This window comes from Yoonia vestfoldensis DSM 16212 (genome assembly GCF_000382265.1).
In the GTDB taxonomy this organism is placed as follows: Bacteria; Pseudomonadota; Alphaproteobacteria; order Rhodobacterales; family Rhodobacteraceae; genus Yoonia; species Yoonia vestfoldensis.
Genome location: NZ_KB907991.1, coordinates 22,913 through 42,279, shown reverse-complemented (window position 1 = coordinate 42,279; position 19,367 = coordinate 22,913). Strand labels below are relative to the sequence as shown.

21 protein-coding genes are annotated in these 19,367 nt (G+C 62.5%); 12 read left to right on the top strand and 9 right to left on the bottom strand.

Features of this window, described 5'->3' with window-relative positions:
* Positions 1 to 11: 11 nt before the first annotated feature.
* From def (H147_RS0116305) to H147_RS0116280, 6 genes are all read left to right on the top strand, one after another.
* Complete coding sequence (gene def, locus H147_RS0116305; RefSeq protein WP_019956463.1) at positions 12 to 533, top strand: peptide deformylase; 522 nt, start codon at positions 12 to 14, stop codon at positions 531 to 533.
* Between the two features lie 4 nt (positions 534 to 537).
* On the top strand, positions 538 to 996 hold the full coding sequence (gene def, locus H147_RS0116300; protein WP_019956462.1) for a peptide deformylase: 459 nt from the start codon (positions 538 to 540) through the stop codon (positions 994 to 996).
* Positions 993 to 1,502: a peptide deformylase gene (def, locus tag H147_RS0116295; RefSeq protein ID WP_019956461.1), complete on the top strand. Its 510-nt coding sequence runs from the start codon at positions 993 to 995 to the stop codon at positions 1,500 to 1,502. The genes def (H147_RS0116300) and def (H147_RS0116295) overlap by 4 nt, the downstream gene beginning before the upstream one ends.
* 15 nt (positions 1,503 to 1,517) lie before the next feature.
* Positions 1,518 to 2,417, top strand: coding sequence for a methionyl-tRNA formyltransferase (gene fmt / locus H147_RS0116290; protein ID WP_026352623.1), 900 nt, complete (start codon positions 1,518 to 1,520; stop codon positions 2,415 to 2,417).
* A gap of 101 nt (positions 2,418 to 2,518) precedes the next feature.
* On the top strand, positions 2,519 to 3,724 hold the full coding sequence (locus H147_RS0116285; protein WP_019956459.1) for an aminopeptidase P family protein: 1,206 nt from the start codon (positions 2,519 to 2,521) through the stop codon (positions 3,722 to 3,724).
* A gap of 155 nt (positions 3,725 to 3,879) precedes the next feature.
* Positions 3,880 to 4,695, top strand: coding sequence for a L,D-transpeptidase (locus H147_RS0116280; RefSeq protein ID WP_019956458.1), 816 nt, complete (start codon positions 3,880 to 3,882; stop codon positions 4,693 to 4,695).
* Between the two features lie 9 nt (positions 4,696 to 4,704).
* On the opposite strand, the gene H147_RS0116275 is transcribed toward H147_RS0116280, so the two are convergent.
* Positions 4,705 to 5,049 (bottom strand): cupin domain-containing protein, encoded by a 345-nt coding sequence (locus tag H147_RS0116275; protein WP_019956457.1) that lies wholly within the window; start codon positions 5,047 to 5,049, stop codon positions 4,705 to 4,707.
* A 116-nt stretch (positions 5,050 to 5,165) separates the two neighbouring features.
* On the opposite strand from H147_RS0116275, the gene H147_RS0116270 reads away from it, so the two are divergent.
* The 3 genes from H147_RS0116270 (at position 5,166) to H147_RS0116260 (ending at position 6,527) form a co-directional block, all read left to right on the top strand.
* Positions 5,166 to 5,510: a hypothetical protein gene (locus H147_RS0116270; RefSeq protein WP_026352621.1), complete on the top strand. Its 345-nt coding sequence runs from the start codon at positions 5,166 to 5,168 to the stop codon at positions 5,508 to 5,510.
* A gap of 73 nt (positions 5,511 to 5,583) precedes the next feature.
* Positions 5,584 to 5,859 (top strand): hypothetical protein, encoded by a 276-nt coding sequence (locus tag H147_RS0116265; RefSeq protein WP_019956455.1) that lies wholly within the window; start codon positions 5,584 to 5,586, stop codon positions 5,857 to 5,859.
* Positions 5,860 to 5,867: 8 nt separating this feature from the next.
* Positions 5,868 to 6,527 (top strand): DUF1523 family protein, encoded by a 660-nt coding sequence (locus H147_RS0116260; protein ID WP_019956454.1) that lies wholly within the window; start codon positions 5,868 to 5,870, stop codon positions 6,525 to 6,527.
* On the opposite strand, the gene H147_RS0116255 is transcribed toward H147_RS0116260, so the two are convergent.
* The 3 genes from H147_RS0116255 to H147_RS0116245 are packed head-to-tail and all read right to left on the bottom strand — an operon-like array spanning position 6,528 to position 10,749.
* Positions 6,528 to 8,843 (bottom strand): aldehyde dehydrogenase family protein, encoded by a 2,316-nt coding sequence (locus H147_RS0116255; RefSeq protein WP_019956453.1) that lies wholly within the window; start codon positions 8,841 to 8,843, stop codon positions 6,528 to 6,530. It abuts the gene before it with no gap.
* Positions 8,844 to 8,847: 4 nt separating this feature from the next.
* Positions 8,848 to 9,855: a deoxyribose-phosphate aldolase gene (deoC, locus tag H147_RS0116250; protein WP_019956452.1), complete on the bottom strand. Its 1,008-nt coding sequence runs from the start codon at positions 9,853 to 9,855 to the stop codon at positions 8,848 to 8,850.
* 60 nt (positions 9,856 to 9,915) lie between these two features.
* On the bottom strand, positions 9,916 to 10,749 hold the full coding sequence (locus H147_RS0116245; protein WP_019956451.1) for a helix-turn-helix transcriptional regulator: 834 nt from the start codon (positions 10,747 to 10,749) through the stop codon (positions 9,916 to 9,918).
* A gap of 118 nt (positions 10,750 to 10,867) precedes the next feature.
* On the opposite strand from H147_RS0116245, the gene rpe reads away from it, so the two are divergent.
* Positions 10,868 to 11,551: a ribulose-phosphate 3-epimerase gene (gene rpe, locus H147_RS0116240; protein WP_019956450.1), complete on the top strand. Its 684-nt coding sequence runs from the start codon at positions 10,868 to 10,870 to the stop codon at positions 11,549 to 11,551.
* An 84-nt stretch (positions 11,552 to 11,635) separates the two neighbouring features.
* Here the strand turns inward: rpe and H147_RS0116235 are convergent, their stop codons facing one another.
* Positions 11,636 to 12,859 carry a urate hydroxylase PuuD gene (locus H147_RS0116235; RefSeq protein WP_019956449.1) on the bottom strand — a complete coding sequence of 408 codons (1,224 nt, stop codon included), beginning with the start codon at positions 12,857 to 12,859 and terminating at the stop codon, positions 11,636 to 11,638.
* 156 nt (positions 12,860 to 13,015) lie between these two features.
* Here H147_RS0116235 and puuE point away from each other — a divergent pair, with 156 nt between their 5' ends.
* Entirely contained in the window at positions 13,016 to 14,416 is a 1,401-nt protein-coding gene (gene puuE, locus H147_RS0116230) for an allantoinase PuuE (protein ID WP_375342057.1), read from the top strand.
* Positions 14,413 to 14,883: an ureidoglycolate lyase gene (locus tag H147_RS0116225; protein WP_019956447.1), complete on the top strand. Its 471-nt coding sequence runs from the start codon at positions 14,413 to 14,415 to the stop codon at positions 14,881 to 14,883. Before puuE ends, H147_RS0116225 begins: the two co-directional genes overlap by 4 nt.
* On the opposite strand, the gene bhcD is transcribed toward H147_RS0116225, so the two are convergent.
* Genes bhcD through bhcA form a run of 4 tightly spaced genes read right to left on the bottom strand, consistent with a single transcriptional unit; the run spans position 14,880 to position 19,235 of the window.
* Entirely contained in the window at positions 14,880 to 15,845 is a 966-nt protein-coding gene (gene bhcD / locus H147_RS0116220) for an iminosuccinate reductase BhcD (RefSeq protein WP_019956446.1), read from the bottom strand. The genes H147_RS0116225 and bhcD overlap by 4 nt on opposite strands.
* A 56-nt stretch (positions 15,846 to 15,901) precedes the next feature.
* Complete coding sequence (gene bhcC, locus H147_RS0116215; RefSeq protein WP_019956445.1) at positions 15,902 to 17,065, bottom strand: 3-hydroxy-D-aspartate aldolase BhcC; 1,164 nt, start codon at positions 17,063 to 17,065, stop codon at positions 15,902 to 15,904.
* The gene (bhcB, locus tag H147_RS0116210) at positions 17,062 to 18,045 is read right to left on the bottom strand and encodes a beta-hydroxyaspartate dehydratase BhcB (protein WP_019956444.1); all 984 of its coding nucleotides are present in this window, start codon (positions 18,043 to 18,045) and stop codon (positions 17,062 to 17,064) included. Before bhcB ends, bhcC begins: the two co-directional genes overlap by 4 nt.
* The gene (gene bhcA / locus H147_RS0116205; RefSeq protein ID WP_019956443.1) at positions 18,045 to 19,235 is read right to left on the bottom strand and encodes an L-aspartate--glyoxylate aminotransferase BhcA; all 1,191 of its coding nucleotides are present in this window, start codon (positions 19,233 to 19,235) and stop codon (positions 18,045 to 18,047) included. Before bhcA ends, bhcB begins: the two co-directional genes overlap by 1 nt.
* Positions 19,236 to 19,367 lie beyond the last annotated feature (132 nt).

Here is a 19,367-nt window from a genome sequence, read left to right as displayed (position 1 = left end):
AATGCGCTGGCATGAGTATTCGCCCCATCCTGATTCATCCCGATCCGCGCCTGAAAAAGGTGACCGCCCCCGTCGCATCGATCGATGATGACCTGCGGCGGCTGGCCGATGACATGCTCGAAACCATGTATCACGCGCCGGGTATCGGGCTGGCGGCACCGCAGGTCGCGGTGATGCGCCGCGTCATCGTGATGGATTGCCAGAAAGACGCCGAGGCGACACCCGAACCCATGGTCCTGATCAACCCCGAGATCGTCTGGACATCGGAGGCGACATCCACCTACGACGAGGGCTGTTTGTCGATCCCCGAACAATATGCCGAAGTGACGCGGCCCGCCGAGGTCGAGGTGGCGTGGCTGGGCCTTGACGGCAAGCCGCAGCGCGCCCGCTTTGACGGGCTTTGGGCGACCTGCGTGCAGCACGAGATCGACCATCTGGACGGCAAGCTGTTCATCGACCATCTGGGTCCGCTGAAACGCCAGATGATCACCCGCAAAATGCAGAAACTGAAACGCGAAATGGCCCGGGGGTAACGGCATGGCACTGGATTTGCGGTTTGACGGCGATCCGGTGCTGCGTGCCGTGGCGGCCCCTGTGACGGCTTTCGACGATGATCTGGCACTGCTCGTCGCCGAGATGCTGGCGACCATGTATGCCGCGCCCGGCCGTGGGTTGGCCGCGCCGCAGGTGGGTGTGTCGCAGCGCGTTTTTGTGATCGACACGACATGGAAAGAAGGCGACCCCACGCCGCAAGCCTTCGTCAATCCGCAGATCGTCGCGCGGGCCGACAGCACCGCCACGGGGGTCGAGGCGTGCCTGTCGATTCCCGGACGCAGCTTTGCCGTCGCCCGTCCGACATGGGTCGAGTTGCGCTGGCAGGATATCGCGGGCGAGGTGCAGCAAGGCCGGTTCGACGGGGTCGAGGCGATCTGCATCTGCCATGAATATGACCATCTGGATGGCGTGCTGATCACCGATATTGGGGTCGCGCAATGATGCATCGGGCTTATGTGCCCTGGCCGCATCCGGTGTTGCGCACCCCTGCGCAGCCTGTTGCGGCGATCACGGATGATATCCGCGCGCTGTGGGATGAAATGATCGTGGCGATGGATACCATGCCCGGTGTCGGCTTGGCCGCGCCGCAGCTTGGCGTCGGGCTGGCCTTGGCGGTTGTCGATGCTTCCTCTGCGCGGGGGCAGGCGGTGCGCATGGCGAACCCCGAGATCCTGCACAGTTCGGTGGAATTTCGTGACCATGAGGAAGGCTCGCCCAATCTGCCCGGCGTCTGGGCGCGCATCAGTCGCCCCCGCGCGGTGACGGTGCGGTTTCTGAACGCCGTAGGTGAGGTTGAGGAACGGGATTTCGTCGGTCTTTGGGCGACCTCGGTGCAGCACCAGATCGACCATCTGGCGGGGCGGATGTTCTTTGATCGGATGACCAAGGTGCGCCGTGATATGCTGATCAAGAAAGCACATAAAATCGCCGCTAAAGCCGCGATCTGATCCAAGGGAAACACCATGCGCATCGTCTTTATGGGAACGCCGGAGTTTTCGGTTCCAGTGCTGGATGCGCTGGTCGCGGCAGGGCATGATATCGCCGCTGTTTATACCCAGCCACCCCGTCCCGCAGGCCGTGGCAAAAAAGACCGCCCGCAGGCGGTGCATCTGCGCGCGTTGGAACTGGGCCTGCCTGTCCGCCACCCTGTGTCGCTGCGCAACCCGCAGGCGCAGGCAGAGTTTGCCGACCTGAACGCCGATATCGCGGTTGTCGTGGCCTATGGGTTGATCCTGCCGCAGGCGGTGCTCGATGCGCCGCGTCTGGGGTGCCTGAATATCCACGCCTCGCTTCTGCCGCGCTGGCGCGGCGCGGCCCCGATCCACCGCGCGATCATGGCGGGCGACGCGCAAACCGGAATCTGCATCATGCAGATGGAGGCGGGGCTGGACACCGGCCCTGTCCTGCTGCGCGAAGCAACCGACATCGCGCCCGATGACACGACGGGTGCCTTGCATGACCGGCTGTCAGCGATGGGCGCGCGGCTGGTCGTCGACGCGGTGCGCCGTCTGCCCGATCTGACAGCGGAGCCCCAGCCCGCCGAAGGCGTCACCTATGCCGCCAAGATCGACAAGGCCGAGGCGCGCGTGGATTGGGCGCAGCCCGCAGCATCCGTCGCGCGCCAGATCAACGGTCTGTCGCCGTTTCCGGGGGCGTGGTGCGATGTGGCGGGCGAACGGGTCAAGCTGTTGGGTGCTGTCGTGGCGCAGGGCGATGCCGCCCCCGGCACGGTGCTGGACGGGTTCACCATCGCCTGCGCCACAGAGGCGGTGACGGTCACCACCGCCCAACGCGAAGGCAAGCGCGCCATGCTCGCGACCGAGGTGCTGCGCGGGCTGACCTTGGGCGACAGACTGACTTGATCGGCTGCGCGGGCTGCGCTAGCACTACATCGTGGCGATGGCGTCGCTGCCTCTGGCTTTGTCCGTCCTGAACGCCGGGACCTTTGAGGAAAGGGTCCGCCATGACAGCGCGTCCGCAATTCTACACATTCCACCAAGGTGAAAAATCCCTGCCATTTGCCCCTGCCGAATACGAGGCACGGCTGACGGGCCTGCGCGCGGTCATGGAAAAGGCGGGGGTCGAGGCGGTGCTCTTCACCTCGATGCAGAACATCGCCTATTATTCGGGGTTTCTTTATTGCAGCTTTGGCCGCCAATACGGGCTGGTCGTGACACCGACCGATTGCGTGACGATCAGCGCGGGCATCGATGCGGGTCAGCCGTGGCGGCGGTCCTATGGGGATGCGATCACCTATACCGATTGGGACCGCACCAATTACTGGCGCGCGGTGCGGTCAGTGACAGGCTTGGGCAAGGTGCTGGGCTACGAATCGGACCATCTGACGGTGGCGATCCGGCTGGCGCTGCGCGACAATCTGCAACCCGCGCGGCTGGTCGATCTGGCGGCGCAGACCATGGCGCAGCGGATGCGCAAATCGCCTGCCGAACTGGACCTGATCCGCGCAGGGGCTGCCGTGGCCGATGTTGGCGGTTATGCAATCCGCGATGCGATCAAACCGGGCGTGCGCGAGATTGACGTGGCGATGGCAGGCCGCGACGCGATGGAACTGGAAATCGCCGCCCGTTTTCCGCAGGCCGAATACCGTGACACATGGGTCTGGTTCCAGTCGGGGATCAACACCGATGGCGCGCATAACCCTGTGACATCGCGCAGGCTGGAACACGGCGATATCCTGTCGCTGAACACTTTTCCGATGATCAGCGGGTATTACACAGCGCTCGAACGCACGCTTTTCGTGGGTGAAGCCGATCCAGCCAGCCTTGCCATCTGGGAAGCAAACGTCGCCGCCCATCAATACGGCATGTCCCTGCTGGTGCCGGGCGCGGTGTGTTCCGAGATCACGGCCAAGATCAACGCCTTCCTCGCTGACCGCGACCTGCTGCAATACCGCACCTTTGGCTATGGCCATTCCTTTGGCGTGCTGTCGCATTATTACGGGCGCGAAGCGGGGTTGGAGCTGCGCGAGGATATTCCAACCGTACTGGAACCCGGCATGGTCATCTCGATGGAGCCGATGCTGACTGTTCCCGCAGGCCAGCCGGGGGCGGGCGGATACCGCGAACATGACATCCTGTTCATCACCGATGACGGGAATCAGGACATTACGGGCTATCCCTATGGTCCCGCCTTCAATATCGTCGCATGATCATCGGCTGAAATCGGCCCAGATCGCCGGTTTCAGCCTCCAGACTGTCACTTAAAGTCACAATTCGTCGATCATTCGCATGATTTCGCCCGTGCTCCGTTCCGTTGCCTGCGGACGTGGTGGTAACACCTTGGTTAACAAACAAGGAATGCCGCATGATTTTGCCGAATGATATCAGTCGGCGTGCTTTTGGCGCGATGGTGCTGTGCAGCACCGCCGCCGCTTGTGCGCCACAAATGGACGACACCACGCCAGCACCAGAATTGCCTGCACAGGAAGACTGGGTCGAAGGCTATGCCCCGATCTTTGATGCCGGATATAACCTGCCGGGTATCCCTAGCGAGTTCCTGCAGGGCGTGAACCGCCGCATGTCGGGCATCTATCAGGGTGAGGCACCGCCGAATTCGCTCGACGTCGATCCCTATGCCAAGTTCCTTTATCACGTGAAGGCCGACGGCACAGCGACACGCTATCCGGTGGGTGTTGGCCGTGCAGGCCGGTCGATCCGGGGGCGGGCGACGATGCAGTTCAAACGCGCTTGGCCAAGCTGGACACCCACCCAGAACATGCTGCGCACCGAACCCGAGGTTTACGGCGAATTCCGGGGCGGTATTCCGGGCGGTCTGCGCAGCCCCCTGGGTGCGCGCGCGCTCTACCTGTTCCGCAACGGGCGCGACACATATTACCGTATTCATGGTACCAACGACCTGCAATCCATCGGCAATTCAGGGTCTGCGGGCTGTATCCGCCTGTTCAATCAGGACATCATCCATCTTTACAACCAGATCGAAGCACCGATGCCGGTGCTGATCCGCTCGCCGGAAGAATCGCTCCGCGTCGATCCCGAGAATTACGGCCGTGGCGTTGAATTGCCGCCAAAGATGATCGCCGCCGAAGAGCTGATCGGTCCGGATGCCGAGGCGATGGACCGCCCGCCGGATTTCGACGCGCTGTCACCGGGGATGATCTAGGCGTCAGTCCTAAAGGCGGATGACGTAGTCCTTGACGGTCGTCTCGACGACTTCCCACATCCCGGCAAAGCCCGGGCGAATAATATAGCTGTCGCCTTCAGTCATCACCATTGGATCACCGCCGTCTGCGGTGATGATGGATTTGCCCGCAGTCACGGTGAAATATTCCCATTCATCGTAGCTGATCCGCCATTTGCCGGGGGTAGATTGCCAGATCCCAGCATAAAGGCCGCCTGCCTCCTCGAGATTCCACGTCGTAAAGACCGGATCGCCTGCGATGAGCTTTTCCGCGGCGGGACGGCTGACCTCGGGCGTTGCGCCGTCCTTGGTCACCTGCACGATGGTGGCTGGCATTTTACGGTCCTTTCATGGCAAAATTGCCTCCAGCATTGGGTGGAATTGCCGGCCCGTGTCAAGAACCGGCAACCGGCAGGAGAGGCGGGCGATGATCTGGCAAGGGTGCAAGTGGCATGGGTAACATGATAGCCGACGGGCTGTTTCTGCCCGCCCTGATCCTCGCGATCCTTGGGTTTGCCGTGCCGCGCCTGCTCGCGCGTGTCCTGCCCGAAGGCGTGCCTGCCCTCATGGCGAATGCGGTGCTGTCAACGATGGTCATGTGCATCCTGAGCGCGGTGTTCTTTTTTTGCCTTTATGTCTGGCAGGGCGTGCCGGTGCGCGAATTGCTGGATCAGGGGATCGGGCACAACGTGGTGTCTTTCGGCGGTCTCGGGCTGATCGCGGGTATCATATGGGCACCGATCATGCTGCTGTCGGTCGCAGGCCTGCCGCGCAAGTGGGTCCACAAGACGTGGTAGCGCGCGCGCCGTCTTGGCATCGGCTGATCCGGCATTACTTAGCAGCGTAGGGCAACACCAAGGGAGAGCGGACATGGCATTCATCAAGCTGGCGATCTTCGGCTTTATTGCGCTGACGGTCATCTATTGGTCGGTCGCGATCTATGCCCGGTCGGTTCGCAAGGAAAACCTTGAAAAATCCTTTGACGCCGCCAATCCCGCTGGTGCGGACCGCGAGGCCCGCGATGCGTTTGTCACCGCCGGAATGGAAGCCTATAACGCGTCGATCCGGCCGAAACTGGTCGGCCTGGTCTACGTGGTGCCGACAATCGTGATCGGGTCCATCATCTATGCGATCAACATGAACTGAGGTTTGCCATGGCCCGCGTCAAATTCGTCTTCCGCCTGCTGGTTCTGGCCGTCGTCGCCATGTTCCTGCATTACGTGCTGCCGCAGCATGACGTGGTCAAGGTCACCTCGACCGAGGTGATCCGCACCGATCTGGGGTCGTTCAACCGCATCTTCTTTGCCAGTCCCGACAGCGGGTCCGCGACCCCCGACACCCGCGACCTGCGGCTGATCAATACCCAGAAACAGAACACCTTTCTGCTGGGGTTCATCCAGCGCGATAGTTCGCGCGTCATGGTCTACCGCAACGAGGATACGGGCTGGATCTGGCCGCCCTATTTCAAGTTCAACTCGGCTGATCTGCAGGCAGAGGCCGCCAATCTGGCGCGCGGTGATGCCTGGGTCGTGGTAACGCATTACGGCTGGCGCAACCGCTGGCTCAGCATCTATCCCAATGCAATCGGCTTGCGCGTGGTAGACGGACCGGAAGTGACGATCATTCCGTGGTTCAACATCACGTTTTTCGTGTTCCTGCTGATCGCCTTCCTGTTTCTGCGCGCGATGTGGCGGCAGTTGTGGGAACGCGCGGTAGATCCGGTGCTCGATTCCGCGACGCACCGGATAGATGAGGCGCAGGCCGATCTGGCCGAACGCCGCAGCAGGCTGGCCCGTTGGTTCGGGCGCAAATGATTATTCGCCGTAGGGTATCCAGATATTCTTGACTTCGGTCGCGGCTGCCAGCCAGTCGCGCGCGGTGGGGGTGACGGCAGTGCCGTTGTTGACCCAGGTCCGCTTGAGATTGCTGGCGCTGCCTTTTTCGATCGTGGCCGAAATATCCGCTCCCGAAAACGTCCAGACCGCGTCGATATCCTGATGCTTGGCGGCATGGCCCGCCAGATCGGCATGATCGCCGGTCAGGATATTGACGACACCGCCGGGCAGGTCGGAAGTTTCCAGCACCTGATAGATTTCCGCGACCATCAGCGGGAAAGGTTCGGAGGCCATCAGCGTCACGCGGTTGCCCATGCTGATCGCCGCGGCCATCGGTGTGACCAGCCCCAGCAGGGGTGATGCATCTTCGCAGAACACCGCGATATTGCCGACCGCTTCGTGCATCGCGAGTGCCACACCGCGGATCGGCACGCCGTGGACCTTGCCGTCGTATTTATCCGCCCACGCGGCAAAGGTGAACAGCGCGCGGATGGTGGATTCAACCTCGTCCGTGCCGGATTTTCCGGTCAGGTCCTTGATGCGCTTGGCCAGTTCGTCGCCCCGCGCCGACAGGTTTTCCGCGATGTAATAGAGAATCTGCGCGCGCAGATGGCCGGTGGATTTCGACCAGCCTTTCGCCGCATTCATCGCTTCGACCGCGTTGCGCAGGTCCTTGCGGTTTGCCTCTGACGCATGGCCCAGCAGTTTGCCGCGCGGGTTGAAGACCGCACGCGAATAGCCGCCATCGGGCCGCGCCTGTTTGCCACCGATATAGAGCTTCGCCGTCCGGTCCAGCGGGTCGGCGGGCGTGCCGTCGGTCGTCGTGAAGGCGGCGATCTGCTTGAGCGGTTTTGCCGTTGCTTTGGGTTTCGTGTAACCCGCCAGCCCTTCCCAGCCGCCTTCGCGTCCGAACCCGCTCTCGCGCACACCGCCGAAACCGGCGGCGGCATCCATCATATTGGTGCCGTTGATCCAGACGATTCCCGCCGCCAGCTTCGGCGCGATATCAAGGGCTAGGTTGATATTCTCCGACCAGACCGACGCCGCGAGCCCATAGCGCGTGTTATTGGCGATCTCGACCGCCTCGACCGGCGTGCGGAAGGTCGTCGCCACCAGCACGGGGCCAAAGATTTCTTCCTGCATCAGATGCGATGCGGGCGACAATCCGGTGATGAGGGTGGGGGGGTAGAAACAGCCCTCCGGTGCCTTTGTCTGATAGGTCTCGCCTTCGGTATTGCCGCTGACCATCTTGGTGATCTGCGCCAGTTGCACCGGATCGACAATCGCGCCGATGTCGATGCATTTGTCCAAAGGATCGCCGATGCGCAGCCCGTCCATGCGCGCCTTCAGCTTGGCATAGAACCGATCCGCGATGCCTTCCTGCACCAACAGGCGCGAACCGGCGCAGCAGACCTGGCCTTGGTTGAACCAGATCGCATCGACCAAGCCTTCGACGGCGCTATCCATATCGGCATCGTCGAACACGATATACGGCGACTTGCCCCCCAGTTCGAGCGACAGCGCCTTGCCCGATCCGGCCGTGGCTTCGCGGATTTTGCGGCCAACGTCGGTCGATCCGGTAAAAGCGATCTTGTCGACATCCGCCGCGACCAGCGCCGCCCCCGTTTCACCGTCGCCCATGACGATATTGACGACACCCGCAGGCACACCCGCCTGCGTGCAGATATCGGCAAACACCATCGCAGTCAGAGGGGTGTATTCGGCAGGTTTCAACACCACCGTATTGCCCATCGCCAGCGCAGGCGCGATCTTCCACGCCAGCATCAGCAATGGGAAATTCCACGGGATGATCTGGCCGCACACACCGAGCGCTTCGCGGTCGGGCAGTTCGTCCTTCATCAGCTGCGCAAAGCCCGCGTGATGATAGAAATGCCGGATCGCCAGCGGCACGTCGATATCGCGGGCCTCGCGGATCGGCTTGCCGTTGTCGAGCGTTTCCATCACCGCCAGCAGGCGCGCATGTTTCTGCATCAGCCGCGCGATGGCATAAAGCACACGGGCGCGTTTGTGCCCCGATTTGGCCCAAGCGGTCTGCGCCTTGCGCGCGGCAGCAACAGCGGCCGCGATATCGGCAGAGGTGCCTTTGGTGACACCGGCCAGCTTTTCGCCCGTCGCGGGATTGGAGGTCGCGAAATCATCGCGCGCGGGCGTCCATTTGCCAGCGATGAAATGGCCGACAAGATTGTCATGCTCTGCCAGCCACGCCAGCGCCTCTGCCTTGCTCTCAAGGGCGGGGCCGTAATCCATCGTGTTGAAAATGTCCTTGATCGTCATGGCTTTATCCAATCGCGTGCCGCCACTGGGCGGAATAGCCACCCGTGACGTGATGTTCGAGTTGCCGTTCGATATCGCCCAAAAGGCTGGACGCGCCAAAGCGGAACAGATCGGGTTGCAGCCAGCGGTCGCCCAACTCGTCCTTGATCATCGACAGATAGACCAGTGCATCCTTCGCCTTGCTGATCCCGCCTGCGGGCTTGTAGCCGACCATTACGCCGGTCCGGTCGTGATAATCACGGATCGCACGGATCATTGTGAGCGTCACGGGTAGGGTCGCGTTGACAGGTTCCTTGCCGGTCGAGGTCTTGATGAAGTCCGCCCCCGCCATCATGCAAACCAGACTCGCGCGCGCGACATTGCGCAAGGTGCCGAGTTCGCCCGTGGCGAGGATCGCTTTCACATGGGCATCGCCGCAGGCCGCGCGCATTTCGCGCATTTCATCGTAAAGTGCTTGCCAGTTGCCGGTCAGCACATGGCGGCGGCTGATGACGATGTCGATTTCCTGCGCGCCAGCGGCGACGCTTTCGCCGATTTCCGCAATGCGCAGGTGAAACGGCGACAGGCCAGCCGGAAAGCCGGTGCTGACAGCGGCAACCGGAATGCACGAGCCTGCCAGCGCATCAACAGCGGTGGCGACCATGTCGTGATAGACGCAGACCGCCCCTGTGGTCAGACCCTGCATGCCCAGAGCGTCCAGAATATCGGCGCGTACCGGCTGGCGTGCCTTGGCACACAGACGGCGCACGCGGCCCGCGCTGTCGTCGCCCGACAGCGTTGTCAGGTCCATCAGGCTGATCGCCTTGCACAGCCACGCCGCCTGATAATCCTTTTTCACGCTGCGCCGCCCCGGCAGGGTCGCTGCGCGCCGTTCGATGGCGGATGTATTGGCCTGCACCGCCATCACCCAATCAAGGTCAAGCGGCGTACCTTGGTTGCGGGCAAGGTGCAGTTGCGGCAGATGCGCCACCGCGGGCGGGGTCGTGGTTGTTTGCAAGTTGGCCTCCTGCATTGCCCGGGAAACGTGGCACTTTGCAGATGACTTGGCAAGTTTTGACCAAATGGTCAAACACTATGGCGGCTGCACGACCTGACGTTGCAGTTTCTGGCGGTATTGCAGCGGCGTGTCGCCATAGGCGGCGCGGAACAGCTTGTGAAAATGCGACATGTTCGGGATGCCGCAATCGGCGGCGATCTGGCCCACGGAATCGGCATCGGTGGTCAGGGCGCGCGCGGCGTGGTCCATCCGGATCCGGTTGATGTAATCGGACGGGGTCATGCCGAAATGCTTGCGCATGCTGCGGCTGACATGCGGATGCGCCTTGCCGGTCAGCGCCACCAGCCCTGCGGCCCCGTCACGGAACACGGCCGGATCGCGCGCCGCCCGGCAGGCCCGCACCAGCCAGTCGGGCGCGTCTGCCGGATAGATTTCGCCGGTCAGTTCGGCGCAGAGCGGCAGCAGGAACGCCTCGGCGGCAATGGTGTCGCAGCGGCTGCGTTCCAGCAGCACGGCGGCATGGTTCAGCGCGGCCAGTTCGCGGATATCGCGGTGATGCTGTGCAATCCCCTTGGCCGACCAGAACAGGTGTCCCGCAAGCGAGGGGTGCCGTTTCACCAGCGCCTTGACCAATGCGGGATGCAGGCAGAGCGAGACAACCAGCGCATGTTCGCCGCGCCCTTGCAGCGCATGGGTCTGGCCGGGGCTCAGGAACACCACGCTGCCTTCGGCCAGCGTTTGCGCGCCTTCGGGCAGGTGATGGCGGACTTTGCCGTTCTGCACCCAGAAAAGTTCATAAAAATCATGCCCATGCAGCGCCCTTGGCCGCTCCGCCGTCAAGGTCGCCCTTGTCAGATGGACCTGCGCATCGGCGCGCAGAATGTCGGCATGGCGCAGGATCTGGGTCATGGGGGCAAACTAGCACAGGTTTTTCTGCGATGCAGCATCTATTCGCGGGTGCATCTTGGCGTGACAAGGCCACCCGCCCGGTTTATGCCGCAGGCAGCAGTATCCAGGGGGATTTCCGATGCCTTTCGACCGTTCCATCAAGATCGCGCCATCGATCCTGTCGGCTGATTTCGCCAATTTCGGCGCCGAATGCCGCGCAATCGAGGCGCAGGGCGCCGATTGGGTCCATGTCGATGTGATGGACGGGCATTTTGTGCCCAATATCACCTTTGGCCCTGCGACCTGTGCCGCGATCCGCCCCCATATCAAGGGCGTGATGGACGTGCATCTGATGATCGCCCCCGTCGATCCCTATATCGAGGCATTCGCAAAGGCCGGTGCCGATATCATCACTGCCCATGTCGAGGCGGGTCCCCATATCCATCGCACGATGCAGGCGATCCGCGGCGCGGGTGCCAAGGCCGGTGTGGCCTTGAACCCCGCCACACCCGCCGCCGCCGTGGAATACCTGCTCGACATGGTCGATCTGGTCTGCGTGATGACGGTGAACCCCGGTTTCGGCGGGCAGAAGTTCATCCATAGTCAGGTGGACAAGGTCCGCCAGCTGCGCGCGATGATCGGCGACCGGCCCATCCATATCGAGATCGATGGCGGTGTTGATCCCACGACCGCGCCATTGGTGGCGGCGGCAGGTGCCGATGTGCTGGTCGCAGGGTCGGCCGTGTTCCGCGGCGGGTCGGTCAGTGATCCAGCGCCCTATGGTGCCAATATCCGCGCGATCCGCGACGCAGCAAAGGTGTAGGGGGCTGCCGCCCCCGCCCTGCGGGCTCCCCCGCGGATTTACGTCAAATCGCGCTTAGCGCGAATTGACGGACTCGAACGATGATCAGTCTGTTGCGGCGCGGTACCATGCGGCGAGTGTCGCGCGGTCTTCATCGGGCAGGCCGGTGACATTGGCAGGCGGCATCGCGTGGCTGATCCCCGATTGCAGATAGATCGCGCGGGCGTGGTGGGCGATATCGGCTTCGGTTTCGAGAAACACGCCCTTTGGCGCCCATTGCATGTTGCCCCAGACCGGTTCGCGTGCATGGCACATCGAACAGCGCCCGATGACGATGTCATGCGCGTCCTCGAACCCGGCGGCACTGGCGAACCGCTGTTCGTAGGCTGTCAGCGCGCGCGCCTCGGCGTCTTCATAGGTGTCGTGGCCGGGGAAGGTCGAGAGCCATGCGATCACGATGAAGATGATTGCGGTGACCGCCCATGTCCATGTGGGCTTGCCTTTGCGTGCATGCATGGAATTGAAATAATGCCGGATCGTGACGCCCATCAGGAACACAAGTGCTGCGATGACCCAGGCGTATTGCGTCCCGAAGGCCAGCGGATAATGGTTCGACAGCATCAGGAAGATCACCGGCAGCGTCAGGTAGTTGTTGTGGGTGGATCGCAGCTTCGCGATCTTGCCGTATTTCGGGTCGGGTTTGCGCCCGGCCTTGAGGTCGGCCACCACAATCCGCTGGTTGGGCATGATGATGAAGAACACATTGGCCGTCATGATCGTTGCGGTGAAGGCCCCCAGATGCAGCAGCGCGGCACGGCCTGTAAAGATCTGGTTATAGCCCCAGGACATGACCACCAGCAGCGCGAACAGCAGCAGCATCAGCACCGTGGGCTTGTCACCCAAGGGGGATTTGCACAATTGGTCATAGATCACCCAGCCGATACCAAGCGAGGCGGCGGAAATCAGGATCCCTTGCCAGATCGCCAGATCCGCCTTGGCGGGGTCGATCAGATAGAGTTCCGCCCCGACCCAATAGACCACAGCGAGCAGGGCCGCCCCTGACAGCCAGGTCGCATAGCTTTCCCATTTGAACCAGGTCAGGTGGTCGGGCATCGCATCGGGGGCGACGAGGTATTTCTGGATATGATAGAAACCACCGCCGTGGACCTGCCATTCCTCGCCATCGGCGGGGCCTTGGATGTTGCGGTTCAGTCCTAGATCAAGTGCGATGAAATAGAACGACGATCCGATCCATGCGATGGCCGTGATGACATGCAGCCAGCGCACGGCAAAGGCCAGCCATTCCCACAAGATCGCAACATCGTACATCGGTCGGTTCCCTCTTCGCGTCAGCACCCGATCTTGTCGCCTTGTCGGGTCGCGCGCCAGCGGAAAATCGCGGGGCGTGCCCTGTGGCGATGCGGGCTTGCAAAACTGCCCAAAGCTCCGGCACAAAGCCTGTGGATGATCCGCAGGAGACCACAGGTGCAACGCTATCCTCGTGACATGACCGGCCATGGTGCCGAACCGCCCGCCGCCAACTGGCCCGATGGCGAGCGTATCGCCGTGCAGATCGTCCTGAATTACGAGGAAGGCGGCGAGAACAACATCCTGCACGGCGATGCCGCGTCAGAGGCGTTCTTGTCCGAAATCGTGGGCGCCGCTGCCTGGCCCGGCCAGCGGCACTGGAACATGGAAAGCATCTATGAATACGGCGCGCGCGCGGGGTTCTGGCGGCTCCACCGGATGCTGGCGGCCCTCCCGGTCACGGTTTACGGCGTGGCGACAGCCTTGGCCCGCGCGCCTGAACAGGTCGCCGCGATGCAGGATGCCGGTTGGGAAATCGCCAGCCACGGGCTGAAATGGATCGACTACAAGGACGCCCCCGAGGATGTCGAACGCGCCGATATGCTGGAGGCGATCCGCCTGCACACCGAGGTCACAGGCACCCCGCCGCGCGGCTGGTACACGGGGCGCTGTTCGGTCCATACCGTGCGCCTTGCCGCCGAGACCGGGCAATTCGCCTATGTCGCCGACAGCTATGCCGATGATCTGCCCTATTGGGTGGAAATCGGGCGGCATGACCAGCTGATCGTGCCCTATACGCTTGACGCCAACGACATGCGCTTTGCCACGCCGCAGGGCTTCAACGCGGGCGCGCAGTTTCTGGATTACCTCAAGGCCAGTTTCGACACGCTCTACCGCGAAGGCGGGCGGATGATGTCGATCGGTCTGCACTGCCGCCTGATCGGCAGACCTGGGCGGGCCGAGGCGTTGCGCCAGTTCATCGACTATGCGCAGGGGCATGAGGGCGTGTGGTTCGCCACCCGCGCCCAGATCGCCGATCATTGGGCGGCACAGCATCCGCATCAGCGGTTTACCCGTCCGTCGCAGATGGACCGCGATGCCTTTGCCGCGGCTTACGGTGGCGTGTTCGAACATTCGCCATGGATCGCCGCAGGCGCGCATGGGCTGGAACTGGGGCCTGCGCATGACACGGCACTTGGCCTGCACAATGCGCTCTGCCGTGTGTTCCGCTCGGCAAGTGACGACGCACGGCTGGGCGTGCTGAACGCGCATCCTGATCTTGCGGGCAAACTGGCCGCCGCCAAACGCCTGACGCCCGACAGCACCGCCGAACAGGCCAGCGCCGGGCTTGATGCGCTGACCGATGCCGAACGCGCGGCGTTTCAGGCGCAGAACGCGGCCTATCTGGATCGGTTCGGCTTTCCCTTCATCATCGCGGTGCGCGACCACGACAAGCCGTCGATCATGGCGGCCTTTGCCGCGCGGCTGCAGAACGACCGCGCGTCCGAACTGGCCGAGGCTTGCCGTCAGGTCGAACGGATCGCGCTGCACCGCCTGCGCGCGCTGTTGCCACGATGACGGATATCCGTGTCCAGCCGCTGACCGCTGCCGCCTTCGCGCCTTTCGGCGATGTGCTGAATTGCGACGGCCTGCCTGACCGGATTATCAACGCGGGCCTTTGCGGGCGGTTTCACGACCGCGCGCAGGTGGATGTGGGCGACGGGCGGGTCGGCATCAGCCTGTTCCGGTCGGAGTTGCGGGCCTTGCCCTACCAGCTCGACCTGATCGAACGGCACCCGCTCGGGTCGCAGGCCTTCATCCCGATGAGCATGGACGGCTTTTTGGTCGTCGTCGCAGGTGACGATCTGGTGCCGCAGGCCTTTGTCACGGCCCCTGGTGAAGGGATCAATTTCCACCGTGGCACATGGCATGGCGTGCTGACGCCGCTTGCGGGCCCGGGGCTGTTCGCCGTGATCGACCGGATCGGCGCAGGGGCCAATCTGGAAGAACACCAGTTTGCCGTGCCCTACCGGATCGTCGCCTAGAAATCGACGATTGTCGCCACACCTTGGGTGACCGCCAGGTCGACCACGGCAGAGGCGACTGCCAGATCCTGCAAGCCGACACCTGTGCCGTCGAAAATCGTGATCTCGTCTGCGCTGGTCCGGCCCTGATGCGTGCCGTTGATCACCGCGCCCAAAGCCGTGATCCGGTCCGCAGAAATGATCCCCGCCGCCACCGCATGCTGCGCCTCGCCGATGCTGGTGGATTGGGCGATCTCGTCGGTGAACACGGACGCGCGGGCAAAGATCGCGGCGTCGATCTCCTGCTTGCCCTTGGTGTCGGTCCCCATACAGGAAATATGCGTGCCGGGGCGGATATGGGCATCCATCAGCAAAGGTTCATGGGCCGATACGATCGTGATGATCACATCCGCCGCCGCCCCGAGTTCCGCCAGACTGACCGCCGCAAACGGCAACCCATGTTCCGCCGCCACATCCGACAGCCGCGCCAGTTTCGCGGGATCGCGGTTCCACGCCACAACGCGCGTAAAATCGCGCTGCTCCAATGCCGCACGCAGCTGGAACACCGACTGATGGCCTGCGCCGACGATCCCCAGCACCCGCGCATCCACCCGCGCCAGATGGTTGATCGACACTGCCGCCGCCGCCGCCGTGCGCAAGGCGGTCAACAGATTGCCGCCCACGACAGCACGGCACTTGCCCGTGTCCGCATCAAACAGGAACACGCTGGACTGGTGGTTGGTCAGCCCCTTGGCCGCATTGCCGGGCCAATAGCCGCCCGATTTCAGCCCCAGCGCCAGCCCCGCGCGGTCAAACCCCGATTTGAACCCGTAAAGCGCATCGGCATGGCCAATCGCCTCACGGATCACGGGGAAATTGCGCGCGTCCCCCGATGCCATCGCGGCAAAGACCGCTTCGACCGCCATGTAAGCATCTGCGCGCCCCAGCAGCCCCGCAATCTCGCGTTCCGGCACAATGATCATGACGCCCCCCCAACTTCTTTTTTCCAAAAATACTCCCCGCCGGGAGGCGGCCTACGTCAGTAGGCCTTCCCCCGCGCGGACACTGGCCAGACCACTTCGACCTTGCCGCCGCGCACACCGACATACCAATCATGGACATTGCAGGTCGGGTCGCAATGGCCGGGGACCAGTTTCAGACGGTCGTTGACCTTCAGCACGCCATGCGGGTCCGCGACAACGCCATGCTCGTCCGAACATTTGACGTAAGTCACATCATCGCGGCCATAGATCAGCGGCAGGCCGCTATCGACGGATTGCACCTTCAACCCTGCATCGACGATGGCCTTGTCTGCCTTGGCGTGGCTCATCACGGATGTCAGGATGAACAGCGCATTTTCCCATTCGCCCTTGTCGATCCGCTTGCCATCTTTGTCGAGGATGCGGCCGTAATCGGCATCCATGAAGGCATAGGACCCGCACTGCAATTCGTTGAACACGCCGGACGCGCTTTCGAAATAATAGGAGCCTGTGCCGCCGCCGCCGACGATATCGCTCTCGATCCCTTCGGCCTTCAGCAGGTCGAGCGTTTCGCGCACCTGATCGATGGCCACTTGCGTCTTGGCCTGCCGTTCGGCGTAAGAGTCCAGATGCTGCATCGCCCCCTGATAGGCCTGAATGCCCGCATATTTCAGACCCGGTGCGGCGTTGATCGCCTTGGCGAGTTCCACCACAGGCGCACCATATTGCACACCGCAGCGGCCCGCGCCCACGTCGATTTCGACCAGACATTCGATCTGCGTGCCGTGCTTGACTGCCGCAGCCGACAGATCGGCCACATTGGCGATGTCATCGACACAGCAGATCGCACGTGCGCCGAGTTTCGGGATACGCGCCAGACGGTCGATCTTGGCGGGGTGGCGGACCTGATTGCTGACGAGCACATCCTTGATGCCGCCACGGGCGAAGACCTCGGCCTCTGACACTTTCTGGCAGCAGACACCGACCGACCCGCCCAGTTTTTCCTGCAACAAGGCCACATCGACGGATTTGTGCATCTTGCCATGCACGCGGTGGCGCATGCCGTGGGATTTGGCAAAATCGCCCATTTTCTTGATATTGCGTTCCAGCGCGTCCAAATCCAGCACCAGACAAGGTGTCTGGATATCGGCCTCGTCCATGCCCGGCAGGGCGGGGATGTCGTAGCCGACCTCAAGGTTCTTCAGGTTGCTCATATCGTTCATTTTGTCCTCCCTACGCCTTGCATCCAAGGCAGTTTATCCAGATCGACATTGCCGCCGGTGATGATGACACCGACACGCTTGCCTTTGAAAAATTCGCGGTTCTTGATGATCGTGGCCAGCGGGACAGCGCAGCTTGGCTCCATCACGATCTTCATCCGTTCCCACGTCAGTTTCATCGCGGCGATGATTTCCGCCTCGGACGCGGTGAAGATATCGGTCACATGGTTGCTGACGAAATGCCATGTCAGGTCTTTCAGCGGCACCTTCAGACCATCCGCAATCGTCACCGGCGCGTCATCGGCGATGATATGGCCCGCCTTGAAACTGCGATAGGCGTCATCGGCCTGTTCCGGCTCGGATGCGATGATCTGCACTTCAGGTGCGAGATGCGATAGGGTCAGACAGGTGCCCGAAATCATGCCGCCCCCGCCGATGGGCGCGACCATCATGTCCAGACCATCGGTCTGTTCCATGAATTCACGGCTGCACGTGCCTTGGCCTGCAATCACGCGGGGGTCGTTGTAGGGATGCACGAAATCGCCGCCCGTGCGGGCCTGCACCTGCGCAAAAACCTCCTCGCGCGATGTGGTCGAGGGTTCGCATTCCGTGATGATCCCGCCATAGCCGCGCACGGCCGCCTTTTTCGCGTCAGGTGCCGTGCGGGGCATGACCACGTTGCAGGGGATGCCCCGCCGCCCTGCGGCATAGGACAGCGACAGCGCATGGTTGCCCGATGAATGGGTGCACACACCTTTGGCGGCCTCCGCATCCGACAGGCCGAACACGGCGTTCGACGCCCCGCGCACCTTGAAGGCCCCCGCCTTTTGAAAGTTCTCGCATTTGAAGAACAATTGCGCGCCGATCAAATCGTCCAGATAGCTGGATGTCAGAACCGGCGTGCGGTGGATGTATGGCTTGATGCGGTCGTGGGCGGCGATCACGTCGTCATAGGTCGGGATATACATATCGAGGTCTTTCATCACGCTGCATCCTTCAATGCCTGACCGGTCGTGCGGCGATAATGCTCTTGCGCCGCTGCCACGCCGGACCCGAGTTTGATATCCAGCCCCAGATCGACCATGCACATTTCCGCAGTGGCGATGCCGGACAAGGCCATCACATCCGTCATGCTGCCCAGGTGGCCGATGCGGAACACCTTGCCCGCAACCTCGCCCAATCCTGTGCCGAAGGCCACACCATAGGCGCTGGCCGCATGGTTGACGATTTGGGTCGCGTTGAAACCTGCGGGCGTGTTGATCGCGCTGACGGTGTCGGAATAAAGGTCCGGTGTCGCGGCGCACAAGTCCAGCCCCCAGGCATGCACCGCCGCACGAATACCGCTGGCGATACGGGTGTGGCGGGCAAAGACGTTGTCCAACCCTTCGCGCAGCAGCATGTCCGAGGCCAGAAGCAAGCCGTTCATCAACCCCACAGGCGGCGTATAGGGGAACGCGCTGTTGTCATAGCCTTTCGCCATATCGTTCACGTCAAAGAACGTGCGCGGCAGCCCGGCGGTTTTCGTCGCGGCCCGTGCTTTGGCGCTGAACCCCAGAATGGCCAGACCCGCAGGCAGCATGAAGCCCTTTTGCGATCCGGTCACGGCGATATCGACGCCCCAGTCGTCAAAACGGAAATCCATCGATCCGATGGAACTGACGCCATCGACGAACAGCAATGCAGGATGATCCGCCGCATCAAGCGCCGCACGCACGGCGGCAATGTCGGATTTCACGCCTGTGGCGGTTTCGTTGTGGGTGGCCAGCACGGCCTTGATCTTGTGGGCTTTGTCGGCCTGCAAGGCGTCGGCGTAGCGGTCGGCAGGCAGGCCGTGGCCCCACGGGGTTTCCACGATCTGCACGTCCAGCCCGTGCCGCTGGCACATGTCGATCCAGCGGTGGCTGAACATGCCGTTGCGCGCGGCCAGCACCGTGTCACCGGCGGACAGCGTGTTGGTGATCGCCGTTTCCCAGCCGCCGGTGCCGGTGGATGGAAAGATGAACACCTCGGCGCTGTCCGATTTCAGAACCTTTTGCACGTTCGCGCGCGCCGGATGCAGGATCTGGCCGAACAAGGGCGACCGGTGGTCGATCGTCGGCATGTCGCAGGCTTTGCGGATCGATTCCGGCATGTTCGTCGGGCCGGGGATGAAGACCGGATTCTGAAAGCTCATCGCCTATCCTCCATTAGGGTTGCCACAACTTTCGCAGAGCCTGCGCTGCGGCTCAATTTTTTTGAAATACGGCTGTCTGGCCGCCTATTTCGTGGAAAAACAAACGTTGCCATGCAGTTACGTTTTTCATAT

What these genes read in the sequence shown, in the direction of transcription:
- def (WP_019956463.1), top strand. Translation starts at nt 12, where the DNA reads ATGAGTATTCGCCCCATCCTGATTCATCCCGATCCGCGCCTGAAAAAG.
- def (WP_019956462.1), top strand. Translation starts at nt 538, where the DNA reads ATGGCACTGGATTTGCGGTTTGACGGCGATCCGGTGCTGCGTGCCGTG.
- def (WP_019956461.1), top strand. Translation starts at nt 993, where the DNA reads ATGATGCATCGGGCTTATGTGCCCTGGCCGCATCCGGTGTTGCGCACC.
- fmt (WP_026352623.1), top strand. Translation starts at nt 1,518, where the DNA reads ATGCGCATCGTCTTTATGGGAACGCCGGAGTTTTCGGTTCCAGTGCTG.
- H147_RS0116285 (WP_019956459.1), top strand. Translation starts at nt 2,519, where the DNA reads ATGACAGCGCGTCCGCAATTCTACACATTCCACCAAGGTGAAAAATCC.
- H147_RS0116280 (WP_019956458.1), top strand. Translation starts at nt 3,880, where the DNA reads ATGATTTTGCCGAATGATATCAGTCGGCGTGCTTTTGGCGCGATGGTG.
- H147_RS0116275 (WP_019956457.1), bottom strand. Translation starts at nt 5,049, where the DNA reads ATGCCAGCCACCATCGTGCAGGTGACCAAGGACGGCGCAACGCCCGAG.
- H147_RS0116270 (WP_026352621.1), top strand. Translation starts at nt 5,166, where the DNA reads ATGGGTAACATGATAGCCGACGGGCTGTTTCTGCCCGCCCTGATCCTC.
- H147_RS0116265 (WP_019956455.1), top strand. Translation starts at nt 5,584, where the DNA reads ATGGCATTCATCAAGCTGGCGATCTTCGGCTTTATTGCGCTGACGGTC.
- H147_RS0116260 (WP_019956454.1), top strand. Translation starts at nt 5,868, where the DNA reads ATGGCCCGCGTCAAATTCGTCTTCCGCCTGCTGGTTCTGGCCGTCGTC.
- H147_RS0116255 (WP_019956453.1), bottom strand. Translation starts at nt 8,843, where the DNA reads ATGACGATCAAGGACATTTTCAACACGATGGATTACGGCCCCGCCCTT.
- deoC (WP_019956452.1), bottom strand. Translation starts at nt 9,855, where the DNA reads ATGCAGGAGGCCAACTTGCAAACAACCACGACCCCGCCCGCGGTGGCG.
- H147_RS0116245 (WP_019956451.1), bottom strand. Translation starts at nt 10,749, where the DNA reads ATGACCCAGATCCTGCGCCATGCCGACATTCTGCGCGCCGATGCGCAG.
- rpe (WP_019956450.1), top strand. Translation starts at nt 10,868, where the DNA reads ATGCCTTTCGACCGTTCCATCAAGATCGCGCCATCGATCCTGTCGGCT.
- H147_RS0116235 (WP_019956449.1), bottom strand. Translation starts at nt 12,859, where the DNA reads ATGTACGATGTTGCGATCTTGTGGGAATGGCTGGCCTTTGCCGTGCGC.
- H147_RS0116225 (WP_019956447.1), top strand. Translation starts at nt 14,413, where the DNA reads ATGACGGATATCCGTGTCCAGCCGCTGACCGCTGCCGCCTTCGCGCCT.
- bhcD (WP_019956446.1), bottom strand. Translation starts at nt 15,845, where the DNA reads ATGATCATTGTGCCGGAACGCGAGATTGCGGGGCTGCTGGGGCGCGCA.
- bhcC (WP_019956445.1), bottom strand. Translation starts at nt 17,065, where the DNA reads ATGAACGATATGAGCAACCTGAAGAACCTTGAGGTCGGCTACGACATC.
- bhcB (WP_019956444.1), bottom strand. Translation starts at nt 18,045, where the DNA reads ATGAAAGACCTCGATATGTATATCCCGACCTATGACGACGTGATCGCC.
- bhcA (WP_019956443.1), bottom strand. Translation starts at nt 19,235, where the DNA reads ATGAGCTTTCAGAATCCGGTCTTCATCCCCGGCCCGACGAACATGCCG.